This window comes from Vibrio qingdaonensis (assembly GCF_026191675.1).
Taxonomy (GTDB): domain Bacteria; phylum Pseudomonadota; class Gammaproteobacteria; order Enterobacterales; family Vibrionaceae; genus Vibrio; species Vibrio qingdaonensis.
The window spans coordinates 1-289 of the sequence record NZ_JAKRRY010000194.1 but is presented as its reverse complement, the minus strand read 5'-3'; the positions used below and the strand labels follow the sequence as shown (position 1 = coordinate 289).

1 protein-coding gene is annotated in these 289 nt (G+C 45.3%); it reads left to right on the top strand.

Translation table 11 applies throughout. The features are described from left to right. Positions 1 to 289: JAB domain-containing protein (locus tag MD535_RS25980; protein WP_279348382.1), on the top strand; the 289-nt coding region annotated here is incomplete at both ends.

Below are 289 nucleotides of genomic sequence, written 5' to 3'. Positions count from 1 at the left end.
TTGTTCAATACTCAAATGTTTCGTTATTCACATCAGAAGAAAAGGGCATCCTTGACCAAGCCGCAAGCATTCTCAAATCCAAACTGTTTATTTCAGAACAAACGCCATTAACCTCGCCTGAATTGGTGAAATCGTTCTGTCAAACGTCCTTGGCCGCTTGTGAGTCTGAAGTGTTTGGGATTATCTTCCTCGATAATCAACATCGAGTGTTGCGCACCAAAGAGATGTTCTACGGAACCATTAATGCCGCCTCGGTCTACCCGCGCGAGGTTGTTAAAGCGTCGCTGGT